At 41.9% G+C, this 17,715-nt stretch carries 11 protein-coding genes; all 11 read left to right on the top strand.

Annotation, left to right across the window (positions count from 1 at the left end; translation table 11 throughout):
* Window positions 1-24 precede the first annotated feature (24 nt).
* The 11 genes from HT717_RS07195 (at window position 25) to HT717_RS07140 (ending at window position 17,667) form a co-directional block, all read left to right on the top strand.
* Window positions 25-4,611 (top strand): ZmpA/ZmpB/ZmpC family metallo-endopeptidase, encoded by a 4,587-nt coding sequence (locus HT717_RS07195; protein WP_345890447.1) that lies wholly within the window; start codon window positions 25-27, stop codon window positions 4,609-4,611.
* A gap of 285 nt (window positions 4,612-4,896) precedes the next feature.
* Window positions 4,897-5,661 carry a nucleoside phosphorylase gene (locus HT717_RS07190; protein ID WP_173304838.1) on the top strand — a complete coding sequence of 255 codons (765 nt, stop codon included), beginning with the start codon at window positions 4,897-4,899 and terminating at the stop codon, window positions 5,659-5,661.
* A gap of 33 nt (window positions 5,662-5,694) precedes the next feature.
* The gene (locus tag HT717_RS07185) at window positions 5,695-7,074 is read left to right on the top strand and encodes a potassium transporter TrkG (protein ID WP_173304836.1); all 1,380 of its coding nucleotides are present in this window, start codon (window positions 5,695-5,697) and stop codon (window positions 7,072-7,074) included.
* Window positions 7,075-7,087: 13 nt separating this feature from the next.
* On the top strand, window positions 7,088-7,753 hold the full coding sequence (locus HT717_RS07180; protein WP_173304834.1) for a TrkA family potassium uptake protein: 666 nt from the start codon (window positions 7,088-7,090) through the stop codon (window positions 7,751-7,753).
* Window positions 7,754-8,150: 397 nt separating this feature from the next.
* Entirely contained in the window at window positions 8,151-9,167 is a 1,017-nt protein-coding gene (locus tag HT717_RS07170) for a glycosyltransferase family 2 protein (RefSeq protein ID WP_173304832.1), read from the top strand.
* Window positions 9,168-9,282: 115 nt separating this feature from the next.
* Entirely contained in the window at window positions 9,283-11,994 is a 2,712-nt protein-coding gene (locus HT717_RS07165; RefSeq protein WP_173304830.1) for a fibronectin-binding SSURE repeat-containing protein, read from the top strand.
* A 123-nt stretch (window positions 11,995-12,117) separates the two neighbouring features.
* Window positions 12,118-12,816: a response regulator transcription factor gene (locus tag HT717_RS07160; RefSeq protein ID WP_000520648.1), complete on the top strand. Its 699-nt coding sequence runs from the start codon at window positions 12,118-12,120 to the stop codon at window positions 12,814-12,816.
* Window positions 12,813-13,865: a HAMP domain-containing sensor histidine kinase gene (locus HT717_RS07155; protein ID WP_000769765.1), complete on the top strand. Its 1,053-nt coding sequence runs from the start codon at window positions 12,813-12,815 to the stop codon at window positions 13,863-13,865. The genes HT717_RS07160 and HT717_RS07155 overlap by 4 nt, the downstream gene beginning before the upstream one ends.
* A gap of 194 nt (window positions 13,866-14,059) precedes the next feature.
* Window positions 14,060-14,671, top strand: a complete 612-nt coding sequence (rpsD, locus tag HT717_RS07150; protein ID WP_000092756.1) for a 30S ribosomal protein S4 — start codon at window positions 14,060-14,062, stop codon at window positions 14,669-14,671.
* Between the two features lie 920 nt (window positions 14,672-15,591).
* Window positions 15,592-16,398, top strand: coding sequence for a hypothetical protein (locus HT717_RS07145; protein WP_049540092.1), 807 nt, complete (start codon window positions 15,592-15,594; stop codon window positions 16,396-16,398).
* 21 nt (window positions 16,399-16,419) lie between these two features.
* Window positions 16,420-17,667, top strand: a complete 1,248-nt coding sequence (locus HT717_RS07140) for a toxic anion resistance protein (protein ID WP_049540094.1) — start codon at window positions 16,420-16,422, stop codon at window positions 17,665-17,667.
* The last annotated feature ends 48 nt before the right edge of the window (window positions 17,668-17,715 follow it).

Raw genomic sequence — 17,715 nt, 5'->3', positions numbered from 1 at the left:
CCGGGTCATGAGGGCGAAGCGGTAGTGCAACCGGAGTTGCCAGAGTACACTGACCCAGTAGCGACAAAAGGCACGCAAGAACCGGGTCATGAGGGCGAAGCCGCAGTCCGCGAAGAATCTCCAGCGTACACAGAACCGTTAGCAACGAAAGGCACGCAAGAACCAGGTCATGAGGGCGAAGCCGCAGTCCGCGAAGAATCTCCAGCGTACACTAAACCACTAGAAACCAAAGGTACGCAAGAACCCGGACATGAAGGTGAAGCAGCAGTAACAGAAGAACTTCCGGCTTTAGAAGTTACTACAAGAAATAGAACGGAAACAGAAAATATTCCTTATACAACAGAAGAAATTCAAGATCCAACACTTCTGAAAAATCGTCGTGAAACTGAACGACAAGGTCAAGCAGGAACACGTACAATTCAATATGAGGATTACATCGTAGATGGTAATGTCGTAGAAACTAAAGAACTATCACGAACTGAAGTACCTCCGGTAAAACAAATCGTTAAAGTAGGAACACTAGTCAAAGTTAAACCTACAGTAGAAATTGCCAACTTAACAAAAGCTGAGAACAAAAAATCGATAACTGTAAGTTATAACTTAACAGACTCTACATCAGCGTATGTCTCTGCCAAAGCGCAAATTTTCCAAGGTGATCAGCTGATTAAAGAGGTGGATATAGAAAATCCTGCCAAAAAGCAGGTGATATCAGGTTTAAACTACTACACACCTTACACACTAAAAACACGTTTAACTTATAATCTAGGCGAAAACGATGAACAAAGCACAGAAACATCAACTCAAGCTTTCCAATTAGATTATAAGAAAATAGAAATTAAAGATATTGATTCAGTGGAACTATACGGCAAAGAAAATGACCGTTATCGTAGATATTTAAGTCTAAGTGAAGCACCGACTGATACGGCTAAATACTTTGTAAAAGTGAAATCAGATCGCTTCAAAGAAATGTACCTACCTGTAAAATCTATTACAGAAAATACGGATGGAACGTATAAAGTGACGGCAGCTGTTGATCAACTTGTAGAAGAAGGTACAGAAGGTTACAAAGATGACTATACATTTAATGTAGCAAAATCTAAAGCGGAGCAACCAGGAGTATATACATCGTTCAAACAACTTGTAACAGCAATGAAAAGCAACTTAGCAGGTGTATATAAATTAGCTGCAGATATGTCAGCTGATGAAGTAGGACTACCAGAAAATCAAACAAGTTACATAACAGGAGAATTTACAGGAACGTTAGTAGGAGCAGAAGGAAGTAAAGCATATGCTATATACGACCTGAAAAAACCACTATTCGACACATTAAAAAATGCAACTGTAAAAGATTTAGATCTTAAAAATACACAAGTGGATAGCAAAGAAAATGCTGCAGCAGTAGCAAAAACAGCAAACAATGCTAATATCAGTAATGTAGCTGTAGAAGGTAAAGTATCAGGTAGAAAATCAGTTGCAGGATTAGTAGTAGATGCAACAAATACAAGAATAGAAAACAGTTCATTCAGTGGAAAACTAGTCGCCAACCACGCAGATAACAATGCAAATTACGCAGGAGGAATCGTCGGTAAATTAACTGGTGGAAATGCCAAAGTTGATAAATCGAAAGTAGATGCCGTAATCTCTACAGCAGCACGCAACAATAACCAGACAGCCGGAGGAATCGTTGGTAAACTAGAAAGTGGAGCGTTAGTGACACGTTCTGTAACAACAGGTAAAATCCTAAACGGTCAAGGATATCCAAGGGTTGGGGGAATAGTTGGATCTACCTATCCAAGAGGTCGTGTGGACAATGTAGTCAGCAATATGATTGTTGGTGATGGGTATGCCACTACGGGAGACCAATTTGGTAGTGCAGATGTGAAGAATGTTATTACTTCTGTCGAAAACAAAAAACAAGATAACTTCGTTCGAAAAGTAAGTAAAGAAGAAGTGGAGGCTAAGATTGCTTCTTACGGAATCACAGTAACTCTTGATGATACTGGACAAGACCTAAAAGCAAACTCAAAAGAAATCGACTATACAACATTGAGCAAAGCTCAAGCAGAAAGAAGAGTAGCCTATAACAATATTGAAAAACTAATGCCATTTTATAACAAGGAATTAGTTGTTCACTATGGTAACAAAGTAGCTCCAACGGATAAACTTTATACAACAGAATTGCTTGATGTCGTACCGATGAACGGAAATGAAGTAGTAACGGATATTAATAATAAGAAAAATTCAATCAATAGAGTTATGTTACACTACAAAGACAATACGGTAGGATACTTAGATGTAACATTCAAAGAAAACTTCGCAAACAGTCAAGTGGTCGAATACAATGTCGCAGACAAAGGATACATATTCACACCAGAAGCATTTGTCTCAGATTATACAGCGATAACGAATAATGTACTAAGCGACTTGCAGAATGTAACATTCAGCTCAGAAGCGACTAAGAAAGTACTAGGAGCGGCAGACGATGCAGCATTAGATAACTTATACTTAGATAGAGAATTTGAGGAAGTTAAAGCTAATATTGGAGAGCACTTAAGAAAAGTATTAGCGATGGATAAATCCATCAACACTACGGGAGATGGTGTAGTTGAGTATGTAAGTGAGAAAATCAAACATAACAAAGAAGCCTTCATGCTGGGGCTTACTTACATGAACCGTTGGTACAATATTAATTATGATAGTCTGAATACAAAAGATTTATCAGTGTACAAATTTGACTTTAACGGAAATAATGAAGCTTCAACGCTAGACACTATCATCGCTTTAGGAAATAGCGGACTAGAAAACCTACGAGGACCAAATACGACAGGGCTATATGCGAGCGAACTTGCACCACTTAAGGGAGAAGATTCAGTCTTCGACTTCGTAGAAGCCTATAGAAAACTATTCTTACCAAACAAAACCAATAACCAGTGGTTGAAAGACAATACCAAAGCCTACATAGTAGAAGCAAAATCAGATATAGCAGAAGTTCGTGAAAAACAAGAATCACCAACGGCTGATAAGAAATACTCAATAGGAGTATATGATAGAATATCAGCACCAAGTTGGGGCTATAAGAGTATGTTGCTACCGCTATTAACGATGAAAGAAGAGAGTCTGTATGCAATATCTACGCTATCAACATTAGCCTTCGGTAGCTATGAACGTTATCGAGACAGAGGAGCGGACGGAGTTATCCTATCAGGAGAAGCCCTACGACAATATGTTAGAGGAAAAGTAGATCAATCTGCGAAATGGCAAAGAGATCATTATGACATTTGGTATAAAGTTCTAGCACCAGAATTTAAAGAAAGATTATACCGTGCAGTGCCTGTAACAGATGCATTTGAGGTAAAAGATACAAATGGTAGAGGTTACTGGGCGACATTGTCAGACAAAAACATAGACTCTATCTATAGTTTCTTCGGGCCAGCAGGTAAATACCATACGCCAAGAAAGAATGCAGGAGCTTACGCAACAGGAGTAGAGGCCTACTTTGTAAGTGATAGATTGTTAGACCAATATGGAACATCGGTTTATAGTCATGAGATGGTGCACAACTCAGACGGAAGAGTCTACTTCGAAGGAAACGAGCGACGTGAAGGACTGGGAGCAGAACTATATGCACTAGGACTACTTCAATCAGCGGACAGTGTAGATAAAGATGCAATAGTATTAAATACAATCTTCAAAGGAGATAAAGACTCAAGAACTCGCTTGCACACATACGATCCAACGGCAAGATTCACTTCTGAAGAAGAAATTCAACACTACTTACACGGAATGTATGATGTGCTATACACGCTTGATGCGATGGAAGCCAAGGCAGTATTAACTCAATCTGACACGGTTAAGAAACAATGGTTTAGAAAAATAGAGAACTACTATGTGCGTGATGATAGATATAACAAGGATACACACGCAGGAAATAAGGTTCGACCATTAACAGATGAAGAAGTAGCAAGATTAACAACGTTAGACTCATTAATCGAAAATGACATCATCAATAGACGTGCTTATCAAAATGAAGCTCAATACGGAAGAAACGGATATTACACAATAAGTATGTTCTCACCTATCTATGCAGGACTAAGCAATCCAAACGGTGCGCCAGGAGATGTCATGTTTAGAAAAACAGCATTTGAATTATATGCGGAAAAAGGATATCACAAAGGATTCCTGCCGTATGTTTCTAACCAATACGGAGCAGATGCACTTGCAGAAGGAAGTAAAACATACTCAAGTTGGTACAAACGAGATGTTGCTTTAGTTACAGATAGTTTAGTATTGAGAAAAGTATTTGATAATCACTATACAAACTGGGTGGACTTCAAAAAAGATATGTTCAATCAACGTATCAATAAACAGGCGAACTTGAAGCCAATTACTATTCAATATGAACTCGATAAGCCGAACAGCACAAAAGAAGTAACCATTTCATCAGCACAAGAAATGCAAGCTTTAATTGATGCGGCAGTAGCGCACGATGTGAAAAATCTTAAACGTGCAACAGAAAATGTTCCGTCAAGTTGGGTTCATTTACTGAAACAGAAAATCTATAATGCCTACCTACGTAGCACAGATGATTTCAGAGAATCTATTTATAAATAAGATTGTAGAGTTTTATTGTTGAATAGTGTTTCTTGTAAGAATGAGGAGTCAGATGACCAATCTACTCCTTTTTCTTTCTTTATAAGTCCTCAGTTACTTTGCACAAGGCTTCTACATTTTTTACTCAGCCCACATTTATTTGCCCTATATCATAGCAAGTTTGCTTCATTAAGCAATTTTAAAGCATCTCTAACTGGGATGCTTTTTTCTACTCAGTTCATCAGCTTCCTCCTTGACACTTTGTCAGCTTTTGATACAATAGTACAAAATTAGAGGAGGTGGGTTATGATTCAGAAACATGCGATTCCTATTTTAGAGTTCGATGATAATCCTCAGGCGGTTATCATGCCTAATCACGAGGGGCTGGACTTGCACTTGCCCAAGAAGTGTGTCTATGCTTTTTTAGGTGAGGAGATTGACCGTTATGCGAGGGAAGTAGGGGCGGACTGTATCGGCGAATTTGTTTCTGCCACCAAGACCTATCCAGTCTATGTCGTGAACTACAAAGGCGAGGAGGTCTGCCTGGCTCAGGCTCCTGTTGGTTCAGCTCCAGCAGCCCAGTTTATGGATTGGTTGATTGGCTATGGTGTGGAGCAGATTATTTCCACTGGAACCTGTGGTGTGCTGGCTGATATAGAAGAAAATGCCTTTCTAGTCCCTGTTCGCGCTCTGCGAGATGAAGGAGCTAGTTATCACTATGTGGCACCTTCTCGTTATATGGAAATTCAGCCAGAGGCTATTGCTACTATTGAGCGAGTGTTGGAAGCCAAAGGGATTCCTTATGAAGAAGTCATGACCTGGACGACAGATGGTTTTTACCGAGAAACGGCTGAAAAGGTGGCTTATCGCAAGGAAGAAGGCTGTGCTGTTGTGGAGATGGAGTGTTCTGCGCTTGCAGCAGTAGCCCAACTGCGTGGGGTTCTCTGGGGAGAATTGTTGTTTACAGCTGATTCCTTAGCAGACTTGGACCAGTACGATAGTCGTGGTTGGGGTTCAGAAGCTTTCGAGAAGGCCTTGGAACTCTGCCTTGAGATAACTTCTCAGATATAGCTACTCTTCTTCTTTTTATGGTACAATGGATGTATGTTATTCAAATTATTTGTGAAAAAACTTGAAAGGGCCTTGGGCGGACTTTCGCCAGCTCGTCGGATTTTTTTAAGTTTCGCTGGAGTTATTTTTATAGGTTCTCTCCTTTTGAGTTTGCCTTTTGTTCAGGCAAGTGGTTCGCAGGCCACTTATTTTGACCATCTTTTTACGACAGTATCAATGGTCTGTGTGACTGGTCTTTTTACGCAACCAGTGGCTACGACCTATAATGTCTGGGGGCAGTTGATTTGTATGCTCTTGATACAGATTGGTGGTCTGGGGCTCATGACCTTTATCGGGATTTTTTATATCCAAGGCAAGCAAAAGCTCAGTCTGCGTAGTCGTGAAACCATTCAGGAGAGTTTTAGTTATGGGGAAAGTAAGTCTTTGAAGTCTTTTATGCGTTCCATCTTTTTGACGACTTTTCTGGTAGAGGGTTTGGGAGCTTTTCTTCTTAGTTTCCGTTTTATTCCTGAGTTCGGCTGGGGACGAGGCCTTTTCACCTCTATCTTTTTAGCCATTTCAGCCTTTTGTAATGCTGGTTTTGATAATTTCGGCAGTAGCAGTTTAGTGGCTTTTCAGACGGATCCCTTGATTAATCTGGTCATTTCTGGCTTGATTATCACAGGTGGTCTTGGCTTTATGGTCTGGTTTGACTTGGCAACCCAGTTTGACAAGAAGAAAAAACGTAGACTACGTTTCCACACCAAGTTGGTCCTCTTCTTGACTGCAGGGATCTTGCTGTTTGGTACAGTATCTACACTCTTTACGGAGTGGCACAATCCGGGGACCATTGGCAATCTCAGTGTTCCAGAGAAGGTGCTGGTTAGTTTTTTCCAAACCGTCAGCATGAGAACAGCTGGTTTTGCTTCTATTGACTATACTCAAGCTCGGCCTGTGACCTTGTTTATCTATATCCTACAGATGTTTCTCGGAGGGGCGCCTGGAGGGACGGCTGGGGGTCTCAAGATTACGACTTTCTTTGTCTTGTTGGTTTTTGCGCGTAGTGAATTGCTGGGCTTACCTCATGCCAATGTTGCGCAGAGAACCATTGAGGCTCGAACAGTCCAAAAATCTTTTAGTGTCTTCATTATCTTTTTGATGACCTTCTTGTTGGGCTTGATGTTGTTGGGAATTACATCAGAAGGAACACCGCGATTTATCTACCTCATGTTTGAGACCATTTCAGCTCTTGCGACAGTTGGGGTAACGGCAAATCTGACACCAGAATTGGGCAAGCTAGCTCTTAGCATTGTCATGGTGCTCATGTTTATCGGCCGTATCGGTCCCTTAACCTTGCTGGTTAGTCTAGCTGACTACCAGCCTGATAAGAAAGATTTGATTCAGTATATGAAAGCAGATATTAGTATTGGATAAGAAAGGAAGAACGATGTCAGATCGTACAATTGGAATTTTAGGCTTGGGGATTTTCGGGAGTAGTGTCCTGACAGCCCTAGCCAAGCAAGATATGAATATTATTGCCATTGATGACCACGCAGAGCACATCAATCAATTTGAGCCTGTTTTGACGCGTGGAGTTGTTGGCGATATTACAGACGAGGAGCTCCTCAGAACTGCAGGAATTGATACCTGTGATACGGTTGTAGTGGCGACAGGGGAAAATCTGGAGTCGAGTGTGCTTGCAGTTATGCATTGTAAGAGTCTAGGTGTACCAAGAGTTATTGCCAAGGTCAAAAGCCAGACAGCTAAGAAGGTGCTAGAAAAAATTGGTGCTGACTCAGTGATTTCACCAGAGTATGAAATGGGGCAGTCCCTAGCGCAGACCATTCTCTTTCATAACAATGTCGATGTCTTTCAGCTGGATAAAAATGTGTCCATCGTGGAAATGAAGATTCCTAGTGTTTGGGCAGGCCAAAGCCTGAGCCAGCTGGATCTACGTGGCAAATACAACCTCAATGTCCTAGGATTTCGTGAACAAGAAAATTCACCACTGGATGTCCAGTTTGGCCCTAATGATCTCTTGAAAGCCGATGCCTATATCTTGGCGGTCATTAACAACCAGTATCTAGATGACTTGGCAGAATTAAATTCGTAAGGAGGGGGATCCCCTCTTTTTTGATGTCCAAGATAGGAAATTGGGAGAACACCTTGTATTCCAGTAAAAGTCCTTCAAAAGCTGGACTTTATGGTAGAATAGAAAGAAGTGACAAGAGAGAGTAATACTCTTCGAAAATCTCTTCAAACCACGTCAACGTCGCCTTTCTGTAGGTATGGTTACTGACTTTGTCAGTTCTATCCACAACCTCAAAACAGTGTTTTGAGCTGACTTCGTCAGTTCTATCTGCAACTTCAAAGCAGTGCTTTGAGCTGACTTCGTCAGTTCTATCTGCAACTTCAAAGCAGTGCTTTGAGCAACCTGCGGCTAGTTTCCTAGTTTGCTCTTTGATTTTCATTGAGTATAAGAAAAAATCAGTCCCCTAAAGGAGTAGATCATGAAGTTATTGTCTATCGCCATCCCTAGCTATAATGCCGCAGCCTATCTTCATTACTGTGTGGAGTCGCTAGTGATTGGTGGTGAGCAAGTTGAGATTTTGATTATCAATGATGGGTCTCAGGACCAGACTCAGGAAATCGCTGAGCGTTTAGCCAGCAAGTATCCTAGCATTGTTAGAGCCATCTATCAGGAAAATAAAGGTCATGGTGGTGCGGTCAATCGCGGCTTGGCAGAGGCTTCTGGGCGTTATTTTAAAGTAGTGGATAGTGATGACTGGGTGGATCCTCGTGCTTATCTGAAAATTTTGGAGACCTTGCAAGAACTAGAGAGCGAAGGTCAAGAGGTGGATGCCTTTGTGACTAATTTTGTATATGAAAAGGAAGGTCAGTCTCGTAAGAAGAGTATGAGTTATGAGTCAGTCTTGCCTGTCCAACAGATTTTTGGCTGGGATCAGGTCGGAAATTTCTCAAAAGGCCAGTATATCATGATGCACTCGCTGATTTACCGGACAGATTTGTTGCGAGCGAGCCAGTTCCAATTGCCTGAGCATACTTTTTATGTCGATAATCTCTTTGTTTTTACCCCCCTTCAGCAGGTCAAGACCATGTACTATCTGCCTGTCGATTTCTATCGTTATTTGATTGGGCGTGAGGACCAGTCTGTCAATGAGCAGGTGATGATTAAACGTATCGACCAGCAACTCAAGGTCAATCGACTCTTGGTGGACCAGCTTGATTTGTCCAAAGTAATCCATCCCAAAATGCGAGAATATCTGTTGAATCATATTGAAATCACGACGGTGATTTCCAGTGCCTTGCTCAACCGAGCTGGCACAGCGGAGCATCTTGCCAAAAAACGGGAGCTGTGGACCTATATTCAGCAGGAAAATCCAGAGGTCTTTCAGGCCATTCGTAAAACCATGTTGAGCCGTTTGACCAAACATTCAGTCTTGCCAGCTCGCAAACTTTCCAATGTCGTCTATCAAATCACCAAGTCTGTTTATGGATTTAATTAATATAAGTATTTTATAAGAGGGATTTAAGAAAAATTTTAACTTTTTCTTAATCCTTTTTAATTTTAGGAGATTATACTAGAGTCATCAAATAAAGAAAAACTCTAAGGAGAATCCTATGAAATTCAATCCAAATCAAAGATATACTCGTTGGTCTATTCGCCGTCTTAGTGTCGGTGTTGCCTCAGTTGTTGTAGCCAGTGGCTTCTTTATCCTAGTTGGTCAGCCAAGTTCTGTACGTGCCGATGTAGTCAATCCAACCCCTGCTCAAGTTGTGCCAGACGCAACTTCGGTGAGTGAAAAGAGCGACTTACCAGTAGAACTTCTCAAAGAAGCAGTCGATACAGCTCTTCCTTCAGAACAGGCAGACTCAGCACCTAAAACAAGCTTGGATACTACAAGCTCTCCAGAAAAAGCGGATGTAGCTGCTAAAGACCCAGTAGTAGCACCAAAAGAAGAAGTGCAAGCAAAACCTGAATCTAAGAAAGAAACAGAAGATGCGGTTAAACCTGCGACAAATCCTGCGCCTACAGTTTCTGGACAAGACCGTGAAGCAAATGAAGCGCAACCAGCAACCACTCCAGCCGAAGTTCAAAAAGGCGTAGCCGACAATACCAAAGACACAGTAGATGTCCCAGCCACTTATTTAGACAAGGCTAATTTCCCAGGTCCATTCACAGCTGGCGTCAACCAAGTCATTCCATACGAATTCTTTGCCGGTGACGGTATGTTGACTCGTCTTATCTTGAAGGCCTCAGACAAGGCTCCATGGTCAGACAACGGTTCAGCTAAAAATCCGGCCCTTCCACCAGTAGAAAAATTAGGCAAAGGTCTCTACTTCTACGAAGTGGACTTGGCAGGTACCCAAGGTAAATCAGATAAAGAGCTTCTAGACCTCTTGAAACAAAACGGTACTCAAAGCTATAAAGCAACTATCAAAGTGTACGGTGCGAAGGACGGCAAGGCCGATTTGAGCAACCTCGTAGCGACTAAGGATTTGGATGTCAACTTGAATGGCTTAACTACTCCAGCTGAAGTTCAAAAAGGTGTGGCTGACAACACTAAAGATACAGTAGACGTCCCAGCCACTTACTTGGACAAGGCTAACTTCCCAGGCCCATTCACAGCCGGCGTCAACCAAGTCATTCCATATGAATTCTTCGCTGGTGACGGTATGTTAACTCGTCTTATCTTGAAAGCATCCGACAAGGCTCCATGGTCAGATAACGGTTCAGCTAAAAATCCCGCTCTCCCACCAGTAGAAAAATTGGGGAAAGGCCTTTACTTCTATGAAGTAGACTTGGCCGGCACCCAAGGTAAATCTGACAAAGAGCTTCTTGACTTGTTGAAACAAAATGGTACACAAAGCTATAAAGCAACTATCAAAGTGTACGGTGCCAAAGATGGCAAGGCAGACTTGAGCAATCTTGTAGCGACTAAGGATTTGGATGTCAACTTGAACGGCTTAACTACTCCAGCTGAAGTGCAAAAAGGCGTGGCTGACAATACCAAAGACACAGTAGATGTTCCAGCCACTTACTTGGATAAAGCTAATTTCCCAGGTCCATTCACAGCTGGCGTCAACCAAGTCATTCCATACGAATTCTTTGCCGGTGACGGTATGTTAACTCGTCTTATCTTGAAAGCATCCGACAAGGCTCCATGGTCAGATAACGGTTCAGCTAAAAATCCCGCTCTCCCACCAGTAGAAAAATTGGGGAAAGGCCTTTACTTCTATGAAGTAGACTTGGCCGGCACCCAAGGTAAATCTGACAAAGAGCTTCTTGACTTGTTGAAACAAAATGGTACACAAAGCTATAAAGCTACCATTAAAGTGTACGGTGCCAAAGATGGCAAGGCAGACTTGAGCAATCTTGTAGCGACTAAGGATTTGGATGTCAACTTGAATGGTTTGACTACTCCAGCTGAAGTTCGAAAAGGTGTGGCAGACAATACTAAAGACACAGTAGATGTCCCAGCTACTTACTTGGACAAAGCCAACTTCCCTGGCCCGTTCACAGCCGGTGTCAACCAAGTCATTCCGTATGAATTCTTTGCTGGTGACGGTATGTTAACCCGCCTTATCTTGAAGGCTTCAGATAAGGCTCCATGGTCAGACAACGGCTCAGCTAAAAATCCAGCCCTTCCACCAGTAGAAAAATTAGGTAAAGGCCTTTACTTCTACGAAGTAGATTTAGCAGGTACTCAAGGCAAATCAGATAAAGAGCTTCTTGACTTGTTGAAACAAAATGGAACTCACAGCTACAAGGCAACTATCAAGGTGTATGGTGCAAAAGACGGCAAGGCAGACTTGAGCAACCTCGTAGCGACTAAGGATTTGACAGTAAACTTGAATGGACATCAGTCTCTTACTCAGATGCAATCAGACTTCGTCCCATCTTCTAATGGTTCAGCTATGCCGGCTCCAATGATGAATAGTCATCAAGATGCATCTAATATGAACGCTCAAATGCCAAGTGCTCATCAAGATGAGATGAAATCTCAAATGCCAGCTGCTAGTCAGGATAAGATGATGCCTAACAAAGAGCAAGACAAAACCATGAATGCTAGCCAGCCAATAGCAACTTCAAGCATGAAACAAGATCAAGCTCCAGCAGCCTCAAGCAAAATGTCTGATGAAGGCAAGATGGCATCTAATAACAAGGTATCAAGTCCAATGATGGTTGCTCAAATGAAAGACCAAAAAGACATGCTTCCATATACTGGTGAAGCCCAAACATCAATGGCTACTATTGGATTCTTTGGATTAGCTTTGGCCGGACTTCTAGGTGGACTCGGTTTGAAAGCTAAAAAAGAGGAAAATGACTAGTCTAGCTACAGCCTTTCTATCTAGGATTTGAAAAATCCAGATATCGTTTAGAATGTTCGTAAAGAGATAAAAATAGTGTTATACTATTGTGGTATAGCACTGTTTTTTTCAAAGGAGAGACAGATGGGAAAGACAATTTTACTCGTTGACGACGAGGTAGAAATCACAGATATTCATCAACGTTATCTGGTTCAGGCAGGATATCAGGTTTTGGTGGCTCATGATGGAGTAGAGGCTTTAGAAATCTTCAAGCGAAAAGCGATTGATTTGATTATTACAGATATCATGATGCCTCGGATGGATGGTTATGACTTGATTAGTGAGGTTCAGTATCAATCTCCAGATCAGCCTTTTCTCTTTATCACGGCTAAGACTAGCGAGCAGGACAAGATTTATGGCCTGAGCTTAGGGGCAGATGACTTTATTGCCAAGCCCTTTAGTCCACGTGAGCTGGTTTTGCGTGTCCACAATATCTTGCGTCGCCTTCATCGTGGAGGTGAGACAGAAGTCGTCAGTCTCGGGGATTTACGGATGAATCACGGTAGTCATGAGGTCCAAGTCGGAGATGTGGCGCTTGATTTGACCGTCAAATCCTTCGAACTTCTATGGCTTTTAGTCAGCAATCCAGAGCGGGTTTTCTCTAAGACAGACCTCTATGAAAAGGTCTGGCAGGAAGACTATGTGGATGACACTAATACCTTGAATGTTCATATTCATGCTCTTCGACAGGAGTTGGCTAAACATGCTAGTGCAGAAACACCGACCATCAAAACCGTCTGGGGCTTGGGCTACAAAATTGAGAAAGCACGAGGTAGTCAATGAAATTAAAAAGTTATATTTTAGTGGGGTATATCATTTCAACACTCCTAACGATTATCGTGGTTTTTTGGGCTGTTCAAAAAATGCTGATTGAGAAAAGCGAGATTTACTTTCTGCTTGGAATGACCATCGTTGCCAGCCTTGTCGGTGCTGGGATTAGTCTCTTTCTCCTGTCGCCGGTCTTTACTTCATTGGGCAAACTTAAGGAACATGCCAAGCGGGTAGCGGACAAGGACTTTCCATCAAATCTGGAAGTTCAAGGACCTGTAGAATTCCAGCAATTAGGCCAAGCTTTCAATGAAATGTCCCATGATTTGCAGGCCACCTTTGATTCCTTGGAAGAAAGCGAACGAGAAAAGGGCTTGATGATTGCTCAACTTTCGCATGATATCAAGACCCCCATCACTTCAATCCAAGCGACGGTAGAAGGGATTTTGGATGGGGTTATCAAGGAAGGAGAACAGGAGCATTATCTAGCAACCATTGGACGTCAGACTGAAAGACTCAATAAACTGGTTGAGGAGTTGAATTTTTTGACCCTAAACACAGCTAGAAATCAGGTCGAAACGACCAGCAAGGACAGTATTTTTCTGGACCAGCTCTTGATTGAGTGCATGAGTGAATTTCAATTCTTGATTGAGCAGGAGGAGCGAGATGTTCATTTACAGGTAATCCCAGAGTCTGCCCGGATTGAGGGAGATTATGCCAAGCTTTCTCGCATCTTGGTAAATCTGGTCAATAACGCTTTTAAATACTCAGCTCCAGGAACCAAGCTGGAAGTGGTAGCTAAGCTGGAAAATAACCAGCTTTCAATCAGTGTGACCGATGAGGGACAGGGCATTGCCCCAGAGGATTTGGAGAATATTTTCAAACGCCTTTATCGTGTAGAAACTTCGCGTAACATGAAAACAGGTGGTCATGGCTTAGGACTTGCGATTGCGCGTGAATTGGCCCATCAATTGGGTGGGGAAATCACAGTCAGCAGCCAGTACGGCTTAGGAAGCACCTTTACCCTCCTTCTCAATCTCTCTGGTAGTGAAAATAAAGCTTAAAACCCCTTTACAAATCTAGCCATTCATGGTAGAATGGATTCTGTGTGAAATATCAGCAGGAAAGCATGAAGCTCGTCAACAGGTGTCTTATGATAAGTAACCTTGGCTGTTTAGGCGAAGGGCATCTGCACGAATCAGGGCTTTCTAAGTGACTATTTCCACCGAAATATTATTTATATCAGGAGGACATACACATGTCACGTTATACAGGACCATCTTGGAAACAAGCTCGTCGCCTTGGCCTTTCACTTACAGGTACAGGTAAAGAATTGGCACGTCGTAACTACGTACCAGGACAACACGGACCAAACAACCGTTCTAAATTGTCAGAATACGGTTTGCAATTGGCTGAAAAACAAAAACTTCGTTTCACTTACGGTGTAGGTGAAAAACAATTCCGTAACTTGTTCGTACAAGCTACAAAAATCAAAGGCGGAATCCTAGGTTTCAACTTCATGCTTCTTTTGGAACGTCGTTTGGATAACGTTGTTTACCGTCTTGGTCTTGCGACTACTCGTCGTCAAGCTCGTCAATTCGTAAACCACGGTCACATCCTTGTTGACGGAAAACGCGTTGATATCCCATCATACCGCGTAACTCCAGGTCAAGTGATCTCAGTTCGTGAAAAATCATTGAAAGTTCCAGCTATCCTTGAAGCAGTAGAAGCTACTCTTGGACGTCCAGCATTCGTATCATTCGACGCTGAAAAATTGGAAGGTTCATTGACTCGCTTGCCAGAACGCGATGAAATCAACCCAGAAATCAACGAAGCACTTGTCGTTGAATTCTACAACAAAATGCTTTAATTTTAAGAAATATCTTACAGAAAGCCTACAACAGTGGGCTTTTTGCTTTGTCTTAAAACGTTGATTTCTGGGTTTGCTTAGAGATTTGCTAGTGAGGTTATTTGTGTATTTAATTCTATCTATTCCAAGAACTAAGCGATGTTGATCCTATAAATCTGATATGATATAATGTTTTGGCCCCCTCACTTTAAGGAAGGGAGGTGTTACATATGTTAGAAACTTTACTCACAGTGTTTCTAGCTCCGTTACTGATTAACGTGTTATCTGAGCTTTTCAAGTTATGGCTTAAGAAACGTAAGAAGTAATGGTTAACCCTTTTAGAGGGTAGCAAAAAACCCCATCGGTGGCACGATGGGGCTTTTTTAGTTACATATGCTGTAACTTTACTCACATTGTAAGTTCATTCTAACATATAACACCTAATATTTCAAGCTTTTGTTTTTTATACACGATGTTGATGATATAAATCTGGTATGTTATAATGTTTTAGCCCCCTCACTTTAAGGAAGGGAGGTGTTGCCGATGTTAGAAATTATCATCACAATTTTTCTAGCACCCTTAGTAGTCAATATTTTGACAACCTTGTTTGAGAAATGGCTTAACTCACGCAAGAAATAACCTTTAAGGGGCGATAAGCCAAAAAAACCTCAACGCTGGAACGTTGGGGCTTTTTGTTGCCTTGTTAGACAATTATCATCACTATAAACCCATTCTAACACACAACCCCCGATATTTCAAGCGTTTGTTTTGATCTTTCCTTAGAGTGTGATTGCGGTTTGAATCCATTCTGCAGAAATCAGAACACACGCTACTAGCCTCCATTCTACAGCAAAGAAATCAACTCTTTTCTACGGGATTTCCGCCCTCATTTTGCTCTTTTGTGCTAAAATAGATTTATAAATTGAAAATAAGGAATGTTTATGAAATCGGGTAATGGTTTTTGGAAAGGATGTCTCTATTTTTGGGGTTTCTTGTTCTTGTTGGGACTCTTGGTTCAATATGCTCTTCCGCTTGCGGCTTGTGTACTGCTAGGCTATGGTGGTTATCGTCTCTATAAACGTTGGCGCTATCCTCTTTTGCAGGATCGTTCTCTCGACGATCGGATTGAGCTTTTAAAAGCTCGGATTCGTCAGGCGGACAAGGATATTCAGCAATTAGAGGGAACTTTAGTAGAGAAAGGTTCAGATTCCTATAAGAATTTGGCTAATCAAGTATTGATCGAACTGCGGGAAATTCATCAGGAGGCGGATCGTCTCAAGTCCTATATCGATGCTGATGTCTACAACCGTATTGACAAAAAGGTTCGTACAGTAAGGGCAAACATCGATGTTCAGCTAGAGCGTTTGGATAGGGAAAGTCAGGTAGATCTTGAAAATGCGGAGCCAGAGGACTTAGCTCCAGAATTGTCTCAGACTTTGGCTAATATTGCCATTGACCATCAGGCCATTTTAGACAAGATTGCTACCTCGGATGAGGGTGATAAGGAAGAATTGACCGCCATTCATAGTTTGAAGATGGAGAAATTCCAAACGATTCTAGAAGGCTATTTAAAGATTAAGGCAAATCCTAAAAACTATAATCGAGCAGAAGAACGTTTGCAACAAGCTAAAGCAGCTATCGAACAATTTGACCTTGAACTGGACCAAGTCTTGAGAGAACTCAATGAAACAGATATGCGTGATTTTGATATTAGTTTACGCATCCTAGAAAAAGATCGTAAAGAATAGGTTAGAAATAAAGGAGTAACCATGACAGAATTTAATTTTGATATTGACCAGATTGCCAATAATACAGTGGCCAAGGTGGATAAGACAACCCAAATCATCGAGACCAATACTGGCTCAGATAAGACCTTGACCTTCCTTGAAAAGTTGAGCCCTGAGCAGCAAGAAGGAATCAAGGCGCGCGTGCCTCAGTTAGTAGACCAGTTTGTCACAAATCAAAATGCTCTTTTGGACTTTGGACAATCTGCTGTAGAAGGTGTGAACAATACGGTCAATCGTATCTTGTCAGAACAAAAGAAACTGCAGATTCCTCAAGTAGATGATCTACTCAAGAATACCAACCGTGAGTTGCAAGGCTTTGTCGTCAAATACAAGAACGCTGAAATTGCTGAGTTAGAAGAAAAGCCAAACTTTTTGCAACGATTGTTTAACAAGAGCAAGAATACCCTACAGGAATTTTACTTTGACTCAAAAACAGTAGAGCAAAAGCTGGATGGCATGGCTGCCGCAGTGGTCAAGCAAGAAGATGTCCTAGCTCGAAATATCGTCTCTGCTGAGATGTTGATTGAGGATAATACTAAGTCTATTGAAAATCTAGTAGGAGTGATTTCCTTTATCGAAGCCAGCCAGACAGAAGCTGGTAATCGCGCTGCCGAACTGAAGGCCCAAGCTGACCAACTCGATACAAGTACGGTAGAATACCAGACCAAGTCACAAGAATTGGCCCGCATGGCTGAAGTGGTCAATACCCTCGAACAACAACACACCGAGTATGTCAGCCGTCTTTATGTTGCTTGGGCAACAACACCTCAGATGCGCAATCTTGTGAAGGTGTCATCTGATATGCGCCAAAAATTGGGTATGCTTCGTCGCAATACTATTCCAACAATGAAGCTTTCTATTGCTCAACTGGGTATTTTGCAACAATCAATGAAATCAGGTGTCGTGGCAGATGCTATTGTCAATGCCAACAATGCTGCCCTTCAGATGCTAGCTGAAACCAGCAAGGAAGTGATTCCGCAGATGGAGAGAATTGCCCAAAGCCCGACAGTCGCTGTCGAATCGGTTACCAAACTGGCCGAAAGTCTGGTCGCTCAAAACCAAGGTATCGTCGCTGCCATTGAGTTGGGACGTCAGAAACGTGCCCAACTAGAAACAACCATCGTCAAGTCCGCAGAAATGATCAATGATTCTGTCAAACTACGCGATGAGAAAATCGTCCAAGCCCTTCTAGACCAAGGAAAGGCTGCCCAGAAAGAAGTACAAGAATAACACACAAGTCCCCTGTAATGTAGATTTGCAGGGGATTTTGCTTGTTTT

The organism is Streptococcus sp. 959, from assembly GCF_013277075.1.
Classification (GTDB): domain Bacteria; phylum Bacillota; class Bacilli; order Lactobacillales; family Streptococcaceae; genus Streptococcus; species Streptococcus pseudopneumoniae_C.
This window is presented reverse-complemented; position numbering and strand designations above follow the sequence as displayed.